2 pseudogenes are annotated in these 1369 nt (G+C 29.4%); both read right to left on the bottom strand.

The window, feature by feature from the left end:
• Positions 1 to 277: 277 nt before the first annotated feature.
• Positions 278 to 919, bottom strand: a pseudogene (locus ABEY15_RS24330) (DUF3885 domain-containing protein).
• Position 920: 1 nt separating this feature from the next.
• Positions 921 to 1212 (bottom strand): annotated as a pseudogene (locus ABEY15_RS24325) (hypothetical protein); the annotation flags it as partial.
• Between the last annotated feature and the right edge of the window lie 157 nt (positions 1213 to 1369).

Genomic DNA, 1369 nt, shown 5'->3' with positions numbered 1-1369 from the left:
CTCAGAAGCGACTTTAATATAATAACATTTTGTTGAACCATCTGTCAACAACTTATTTTATATTTTTTTGTTGTTCCAACTTGTTTTGTCGTGACAACATAAACAAATATACCATCTCGTCCAAATGATTGCAAGCATTTCTTTACAAAAAATTAACAAAAATTTTGTATTATCTTTTTTAAGATACTTTCTATATATATCGCTCTGTTAATATTAGTGTTGATTATAGATATATTAAAAGGAAATACTCCAAAAGGCTGCTTCTCCTCTTCATATTTCAATTAAAAACCTTCTCAATGTTAGGGTTGTCATAATCCAAGATCCATTCATTGTAAATATTATATGTATCTCTTATTGTGTCAGGTGAAGTTGCCAATAATTCACACCCTCTGTCATCGTAAACGTGAAAGATCTTTTCTTGTTAATATTTATAAAATAAGCTCTATAAAAAATCCTCGGACTAATTCCCAAATCTTGATTACATATTGCTTTTAGCAAAGATTTGTATTTGAATTCATTCGTTTTACATTTTAAACTAAACCTATGAGTTTTATATATTTCTTTTTCATCATCTTCAGGAAAAACATACAGCCTCGTTTGATACTTTAATCTATACAATAGTGACTTATCTACATATGGTGAAAAGTTCTTTAATTTACGTTTAATTTGTTTACCTCTTTCAAAGCCATTTATTTACATCCATTACGACAAAAATATCATCCGTTGGAGAGTGTATCGCTTCAAATAAAGTGATTGCTCTTTTATAACAACCCAGTATATATGGGTTATCAGGATAATCATAACCCCTTTCCCACTCTACCCCAAGTTCAAATCGAATACCAATATCCCAATTGTAAAACAAAGGTGGTTCAAGTTCTAAGTTAGGAAATACTTTTTTCAAGAAGTCGTTAAGTATCATTCTAACACCTCATAAAATTAATTCTGCAATCAAATAACGAAGACTCAATATTGGGTCTGGACAAAAGCAAACAATCATAAGTAACTGTCATTTCAAAAACAAACGATATGTGTAATACTCTTTAATATCGTGTTTCGTATTTTCGTTACTGAGACTATCAACAAACTGATCCATGCTAGATAATTAACGAAATACTTTGTAGCTACTCCCTTAATCGGCCTAATCATTGTATCATATTCAAAATGTAGATCAGTTACATTTTGAATATGATACAAACTTTTTATTACATGTTTCACTTCGTAAATAGAATGCTATGATGTTATTTCTGATTTTCTGTAGCGTATCCTATTAATAAGTAAAATTTAGAATAAATCTATCATTTTCATATTCAAACACAAAAAAACATCAGCTATTAGGCTGATGTTTTTGGTTACCAGGCGACGTTCTACT

It is taken from the genome of Gottfriedia acidiceleris (genome assembly GCF_050457485.1).
GTDB classification, from domain to species: Bacteria; Bacillota; Bacilli; order Bacillales; family Bacillaceae_G; genus Gottfriedia; species Gottfriedia acidiceleris_D.
This window is presented reverse-complemented; position numbering and strand designations above follow the sequence as displayed.